The 7,694-nt window shown below is 74.7% G+C and carries 6 protein-coding genes; all 6 read left to right on the top strand.

Going from position 1 to position 7,694, the window contains the following annotated elements:
* Positions 1 to 1,640: SDR family oxidoreductase (locus tag J0670_RS02615; protein ID WP_207809158.1), on the top strand; the 1,640-nt coding region annotated here is incomplete at its 5' end.
* A gap of 32 nt (positions 1,641 to 1,672) precedes the next feature.
* On the top strand, positions 1,673 to 2,941 hold the full coding sequence (locus tag J0670_RS02610; RefSeq protein WP_207809156.1) for an aspartate aminotransferase family protein: 1,269 nt from the start codon (positions 1,673 to 1,675) through the stop codon (positions 2,939 to 2,941).
* 13 nt (positions 2,942 to 2,954) lie between these two features.
* A complete protein-coding gene (locus J0670_RS02605; RefSeq protein ID WP_207809153.1) occupies positions 2,955 to 3,824 on the top strand; it encodes a TauD/TfdA family dioxygenase in 870 nt (289 codons plus the stop codon).
* Positions 3,812 to 4,570 carry an SDR family oxidoreductase gene (locus J0670_RS02600; RefSeq protein ID WP_207809151.1) on the top strand — a complete coding sequence of 253 codons (759 nt, stop codon included), beginning with the start codon at positions 3,812 to 3,814 and terminating at the stop codon, positions 4,568 to 4,570. The genes J0670_RS02605 and J0670_RS02600 overlap by 13 nt, the downstream gene beginning before the upstream one ends.
* 4 nt (positions 4,571 to 4,574) lie before the next feature.
* Entirely contained in the window at positions 4,575 to 5,321 is a 747-nt protein-coding gene (locus J0670_RS02595) for a methyltransferase domain-containing protein (protein ID WP_207809150.1), read from the top strand.
* Positions 5,322 to 5,569: 248 nt separating this feature from the next.
* Complete coding sequence (locus J0670_RS02590; RefSeq protein ID WP_207809148.1) at positions 5,570 to 7,690, top strand: DUF362 domain-containing protein; 2,121 nt, start codon at positions 5,570 to 5,572, stop codon at positions 7,688 to 7,690.
* Positions 7,691 to 7,694: the final 4 nt, after the last annotated feature.

Genomic DNA, 7,694 nt, shown 5'->3' with positions numbered 1-7,694 from the left:
TCGGCGAGTGGCACGACGAACCCCGGCTCGCGGTGGAGGTGGAGACCCACGGCCGGGACACCGCCGGCGACCCGGGCGAATTCCTCGACACCGTCGGCTGGTTCACCGCCGTCAAGCACGTCGAACTGGTCGATCTGATCGAACCGGACGCCCTCGCCGAGCCGGCCGTGGTCGCGCGACGGTTGCGCGAGGCGCCCGTCCGGCCGATGGACGCGCCCGGCGAACGCCCGGTCGTCGGCTTCAACTTCCTCGGCACCTTCCGGCTGCCCGAGGAACCCGCACTGGACTGGACCGTCGCCGACGAGCAGGCCGGCCAGGCCCGCTGCGCCGGTGGCGATCCGCTGTACCGACTCCGGCTCACCGCACGGGTGGTGGAGCAGCGGCTGGTCGCCGACCTGGTCTACGGCTGGCCCGAAGTGCCGCACCCCGACGCCGAACGGATCGCCGCCCGCTTCGCCGAGGCCGTCGGCGGGCCCGACGCCGAGCGTCCCGTCCGGGCGCCGATGTCCACCTCCGGGCAGCTGCTGCACGCCCGGGTGCCGCGCACCGCCCCGGCGACCACCAAGGCGGCCACCCGGGCGACCGTCCGGGAACCCGCCCGGGTGCTGCTCACCGGCGCCACCGGCTACCTCGGGCGGCACCTGCTGGACGCCTTCCGCCGGCGCGGCGCCGACGTCACCTGCCTGGTGCGGGCGGCGGACGACGCCCGGGCCGCCGAACGGCTGACCGCCGGGCGGGCCCGGGTCATCGCCGGGGACATCGACCGGGACGGCCTCGGCCTCTCCCCGGCCGGGCTGCGGCACGCCCGGGGAGCCGGCATCGTCGTGCACGCGGCGGCGGACGTCCGGCTGGTCGCCCCGCCCGACGCGCTGGAGCGCACCAACCTCACGGCGGTGCGCCGACTGCTCGACTGGATCGACGAACACGCCCCGGCGGCCCGCCTCCACCACGTCTCCACGCTCGCCGTCTCCGGCGAGGTCGACGGCCCGCCGCGCCGCTTCAGCGAGGCCGACCTGTGGATCGGGCAGCACTTCCGCACCCCGTACGAACGCACCAAGTACCGCGCCGAACAGGCCGTCCGCGCCTGGGCCGCCACCGGGCACGCCGCCTTCCTGTACCGCAGCGGCCACATCGCGGCGCACAGCCGCACCGGCGCCTTCCAGGCCAACATCGGAGACAACCGGATCTACCAGCTCATCCGCGGCTACCTGCTGGCCGGCGCCGCCCCCAGCCGCCCGGACACCGCGTTCGCGTTCTCGCACGTGGACACGGTGGCCGCCGGGATCGCCGCGATCGCCCTCGACCCGCACGCCGCGCCCGGCGCCTACCACGTCGAGACCCCGTACGAGACCCCGCACGACCTGCTCGTCGGCTGGCTGGCCGCGCACGGACACCGCGTCCGGCTCACCGACGAGGAGACCTTCGCGGCCGCCCTCGCCCGGGCCGAGCGGCGGCACCCGACGGCCGTCCGGCTGGCCGCCGCCTGGGCCCAGCAGCAGGAGCGCAACGTCCGGGTGGACAGCGCCCACACCAACGCCGTGCTCGACCGGCTCGGCGTCCGCTTCACCGAACCCACCCCGCAGTGGTGGTCGGCCGCGCTCACCTGGGCCGCCGACGCCGGCTACCTGCCGCCCCGCTGACCCGAAACAACCGTGAAAGGCAGGCAGACTCCGTGTCCCAGCTCTCCCCGGTGCTCAAGCAGGCCACCCCGGTCGTCGCCGTACGCGGCGAAGGCCTCCACCTCTACGACGCCGACGGCCGCCGCTACCTCGACTTCACCTCCGGCGTGGGGGTGACCAGCACCGGCCACTGCCACCCCAGGGTGGTCGAGGCCGTCCGCGAACAGGCCGGCCGGCTGCTCCACGGGCAGTACACCACCGTCCTGCACGACCAGCTGCTCACCCTCACCGAACGGCTCGGCGAGGTGCTGCCCGCCGGACTGGACTCGCTGTTCTACGCCACCGCCGGCACCGAGGCGGTGGAGGCCGCGCTGCGGCTGGCCCGGCACGCCACCGGGCGGCAGAACGTGATCGTCTTCGAGGGCTCCTTCCACGGCCGCACCATGGGCGCGGCCTCGCTCACCACCGCCGGGACGCGCTTCAGGGCCGGCATCGGCCCGCTGGTGCCCGGCGTCGCGGTGGCGCCGTTCCCGGCCGCCTTCCGGCTGCGGGTCTCGTTGGGCCTCTCCGAGGACGAGGCGGTGGCGCACGCCCTGCGCGGGCTGGACGAGGTGCTGGCCACCGTCTCCGCGCCCGCCGAGACCGCGGCGATGTTCGTCGAACCGGTGCTCGGCGAGGGCGGCTACGTCCCCGCCCCGCCCGGCTTCCTCGCCGGGCTGCGCGAGCGCGCCGACCGGCACGGCATCCTGCTGGTCGTGGACGAGGTGCAGACCGGCTTCGGGCGGACCGGCCGGTTCTGGGCCCACCAGTACGAGGACGGCGTGCGGCCCGACGTGCTGATCACCGCCAAGGGCCTGGCCAGCGGCTTCCCGCTGTCCGCGATCGCCGCTCCGACCGAGCTGATGCGGCGCGCCTGGCCCGGCTCGCAGGGCGGCACCTACGGCGGCAACCCGGTGGCCTGCGCCGCCGCCCTGGCCACGCTGGACGTGCTGCGCGAGGAACGGCTGGTCGAGAACGCCGCCGAGCAGGGCACCCGGCTGCTCGACGGCCTGCGGGCGGTGGCCGCCGAGGCGCCCGGCATCGGCGACGTGCGGGGCCTGGGCCTGATGGCGGCCAGCGAGTTCTGCCGGCCGGACGGCTCGCCGGACCCAGAGGCCGCCCGGAGGGTCCAGCAGGCCGCGGCCGACCTCGGCCTGCTGCTCCTGCTCTGCGGGACCCACCTCAACGTGGTCCGGATGATCCCCGCGCTGGTCGTCACGGCCGGGCAGGTCGACGAGGCGCTGGCGCTCTGGTCCAAGGCCGTCGCGGCCGGGGCCCGGTAGGAGGGAGAGGCGGATGAACGAGCACACGGTGACCGAAATCGGCTGGAGCAGCCAGGAGTTGGAGGCCCGGCGGGAGCTATGGTCGTTGGCGCTGACGGACGGTGAGCGACAGCGGCTGTGGGTCGACGCCCACGCCGGGCGCTGGGGCGCGGCCGGGCCGGTGCGCGAACGGCTGCGCGCCTTCGTCCGGGAGAGCGCCGGCTCGGTCGGGCTCACCCACGTCGGCAACCTGGTGGACCCGTCCCTGCCGGAGGAGGAGATCACCGAGGCGCTCTCCTTCCTGCTGCGGGACTTCGGCCGGATCGTCCCGCAGAACGGGCGCGGCGACCTCACCTCGGTGCTGCGGGACCAGGACGGCGACGGCAACACCGAACTGGGCTTCCACTGCGACACCTGCGACCTGCTCGTCCTGCTCTGCCTCCAACCCGCCTACCACGGCGGCGGATTGACCAAGCTGGCGAGCGCCCGGCACGTGCACGACCTGATCGAGCGGGAGCGGCCGGACGCGCTGGCCACCCTCCGTGAGGACTGGACCTTCGACCGGACCGGCCGGGCGGGCCCGCAGGTCGTGGTCACCCCGATCCTGTACCCCCGGAAGGGCGGGACGATCGGCTGCTACTACCAGACCCGCACCGTCCGCTCCTCCCCTGACCGGGGCGGCCCCGAGCTGACGGACCGCCAGTGGGAGGCGCTGGGCGTGCTGGACGAGGTGCTCTACCGGCCGGAGATCGCCTTCGGCCTGCCGATGGCCGCCGGCGACCTGCTGATCATCCGCAACAGCCGGGTGCTGCACGGGCGTTCCGCGTACGTGGACGAGCCGGGGCCGCACGCCCGGAGGATGCTGCGGATCTGGCTGAACGAGGGGGAGACATGGGCGCCGTGAACGGGCGGATCGCGCTGGTGACCGGAGGCGGCAGCGGGCTCGGCCGGGCCTCCTCGCTCGCCCTGCTGGCGGCGGGCTGGACGGTGGTGCTGGCCGGGCGGCGCAAGGAGGCGCTGGAGGAGACCGCCGCGCTCGCGGACGTCGAACCCGACCGGGTGCTGGCCGTGCCGACGGACATCCGCAGCCCCGAGGAGGTCGTCCGGCTCTTCGACGCCGTCCGCGACCGGTACGGCCGCCTGGACCTGCTGTTCAACAACGCGGGCGCCGCCGCCCCGCGCCGGCCGATCACCGAGACCCCGCTCGCGGACTGGAACCGGGTGCTGGACACCATCGTCACCGGCGGCTTCCTCTGCGCCCGCGAGGCCTTCCGGCTGATGAGCACCCAGGCCCCCCAGGGTGGGCGGATCATCAACAACGGCGCGCCCTCGGCACATGTGCCCCGCCCCAACTCCCTCGCCTACACGGCCGCCAAGCACGCTGTCCTCGGCCTCACCAAGGTGCTCGCCCTGGACGGCCGCCCGTACGGCATCTCCTGCGGGCAGATCGACGTCGGCAACGTCGCCCCGCCGGACGGCGGCCCGCAGCCGGCCGCGATGCAGGCGGACGGGACGATGGCGGTGGAGGCGACCATCCCGGTGGAGCGCTTCACCGAGGCCCTGCTGCTGATGGCCTCGCAGCCGCCGGACACCACCATCCAGTCCCTGGTCGTGCTGCCGACCACCATGCCGTTCGTCGGGCGGGGGTGAGCCGGTGCTGGTCAGTGCCCGCTCCTTCGCGGACTACCGCGCGATGTTCGCGCTCACCGACCGCGACCTGGAACAGCGCATCCTCGACTGCCCGGCCGGCGCCGCGAGCTTCGTGGCCGAGGCCGGGCGGCGGGGGGTCGACGCGGTGGCGGTGGACCGCGAGTACGCCTTCCACCGCGAGGAGTTGGGCCTGCTGGTGGAGCTGGAGACCAGGTTCAAGCGCCCGGCGCTGGTGCGGGAGGCGGCGGACTTCGTCTGGTCCTGGTACGCCGACCCGGACGAGCTGGTGTGCCAGTGGATCGCCAACGCCCGGCTGTTCCGGGCGGACATCGCCGCCCGACCGGAACGCTACCTGGCCGGGGAGCTGCCCGAACTCCCCTTCGCCGACGGCTCCTTCGACCTGGTGCTCTGCTCGCACCTGCTGTTCTCGTACGGCAACCGGCTGGGCGAGGACTTCCTCCGCGCCGGGCTGCTGGAGCTCGCCCGGGTGGCCCGGAGCGAGGTCCGGGTCTTCCCGGTCACGGTGTACGACACCGGCGAGCGGCATCCGGGGCTGGACCGGCTGCGCGAGGACCTCGACGGGCTCGGGATCGGGAGCCGGGTGGAACGGGTGGCCTACGAGTTCCAGCCCGGCAGCGACGAACTGCTGGTGCTCTCCTGCGCCGGGTACCGGGCGCCGGCGCGAACCGCCCCGTGCGGGACGGCCGCCGTCGACCCGGTGCGCTGGCGCCACCGGGAGCGCGGCGCCTGAGGCCTCCCCCGCCCGGGCCCGGGCGGGGGAACATCCGCGGGACGGCGGCCCGGGCCCGGATCCTCCTCGACGCCGCAGCCGGACAGCGACTGGCCCGGAGTCAGCCGGCGACATCCCTCGCGAGCCCCACCGCCCTTCCGGCCTCCGGTCAGTAGCATCGCTTTCACGCCTTTTGGGTCAATTTCCGCCACATCAACGACGGGGTGAAGCGTGCGCACGATCGGACGACACACCACGGGGGCGAGCCGATGACCGTCGTCGCCGCCGTGGCCCGCTCCACCAGGGTCCGGCCGCTCCCGGGTGCGGAGCTGCTGGCGGAGGCGGTGGACCGGGCCGGGCTCTGGGAGCGGCTGGCCGAGCGCGCGGACGGCGATCCGGGAGCGCTCACAGTGCTGCTGACACCGGGCACCTCGGCGTACGGCGACCCGGCGACCGCGGTCAGCGCCGCCCTGGTGGAGCACCTGATCGACCTGCTGCACGACCGGGGGTACCGCGAGGTCACGGTCGGCGCCGCGCGCTGCGGCCCCGACCCGTGGCTGGCGGGCCCCGGGTACGTGGAGACGTGTCGCCGGCTCGGCTACCTCGGCCGCACCCCGCAGGGCAACGCCTACCGGGTCGTGGACCTGTCGGAGGAGGTCGCGCCGGCCGAGTTTCCCGACTCCGCCGTGCTGCACGGCAGTGCCCTGGCGCGCGCCTGGCTGGAGGCGGGCTTCCGGATCAACCTCGCGAAGAACTGCACCCACCCGGAGTTCGGCTACGCCCTCTGCCTGGCCAACCTGCTCGGCGTGCTGCCGTACGACGACAAGCACCACCACTACCGCGCCCGGCGCGACGGCGCCGAGGTCGTCGCGGACCTGCTGAGGTCCCACCCGCCGGACTTCCACCTCATCGACGCCGTGGTGAGCAGCCACGGCTGCGCCGGATCGCAGGTCGGCAGGCCGCTGCGGACGGAGACGGTGATCGCCGCGCCGGACGGCGTGCTGGCGGACCTGGTCGGCGCGCTGCTGATGGGCGTCGACCCCGTCTCCTCGCCGCTCAACGCCCGGGTGCTGAGCGACCGGGGGCTACCGGACGCCTACCGCATCGACGGGGACCTGACGCCCTACCCGGGCTGGCGCAACCCGCCGCGCTCCCTGGTCGAGGCGGTGCGCAGGCTCGCTCCCGACGGGCGCGCCCACCGGCTGTTCTCCATCGCCGCCTGGCACGTGGCCCCGGGCACGGGGGAGGTCACCGACCCGGCGCTCGCCCGGCTCTCCCGCCTGCTCACCTCGCTGATCCGCGCCGCGGACGTGAACCCGGCGGCCACCGTCACCCTGTGCGCGATGGTCGGTGCGGCGGCCTCGGCGTCCTCCACGGTCCGCGCCTGGCGGACGGGATACGCCAAGGACGCCATCCGGCGCCGGGACGTCTCCCTCGCGGTCGACCCGGACGCCTACACCCACGAGGACTTCGACCGGATCACCGACCTCCTCCGGCCGCTGGAGACGGTGATCGACGCGCTGCCCGCGGACGCCTGGCGGATGCGGTGGCAGCACGTGGGCCACTCGATCCTGTTCGGTTGCGAACGCACCGTCAACGCGCCCTACCAGGAGTTCGTGCGCCGGGTCGACATCAGCCGGTCCATCAGCTACATGACCGACTACCTCGGCGGGCGGGTCCACGTGGTGTCCCGCGACGAACGGGGGCGGCCCACCCGCCAGATCGAACGCAACCTGTACCTGGCGCAACCCAACTACCTGGCGTTCCACGGCGGTCCGCCCATCGACGTCTGCAAGCTGGAGTCGGTGGACTACGGGGAACGGCGGCAGCGGATCTCCTGGCGGACGGTCCGCAGCCCGAACGGCTCCGCCGAGTACGACGACGGCTCGGTGGTCTTCCTCCCCGCGGACGGCGGCCGCCGCACCCGCATCGTCATCCGGGTGCGCCAGCGCTTCACCCTGCCGGTGACCTGGCAGGTGCTGCGCCCCGACACCCGGCCCAAGCTCAGGGACCCACTCGTCCAGGACTCCTACCAGCGGTTCTTCACCCGCACCCTCGACAACTTCGAGGCCCAGTACGAGGGCCGCCCCTACCGGATCGGCCGCCCCTGGGAGCAGTCCGACGACCTGGACGCCGCCGAACTGCCCACCCAGCGGCTGACCGAGGCCGTCCGACTGGTACGGACCGTCGCGGCCCAGGCCCTGGCCCAGCCGGCCCCGCCCGGGCGGCTCGGGCCGGACGGCTTCTGGCACGTGACACCCGGCGATGTCCCGACCCGCTCCCCGCTGCTGGAGGAGTTCCGCGACGCCCTGCGCCCAGCGGTCACCGGCTTCTGGCAGGGGCTGCGCGAGGCCGCCGCCCGGGACCGGCGATCGAGGCCGACCCCGTGAGGGC

It is taken from the genome of Streptomyces sp. FH025 (assembly GCF_017427025.1).
Lineage (GTDB): Bacteria > Actinomycetota > Actinomycetes > Streptomycetales > Streptomycetaceae > Kitasatospora.
The sequence above is the reverse complement of the archived record's forward strand: the minus strand, read 5'-3'. Positions and strand labels throughout refer to the sequence as shown.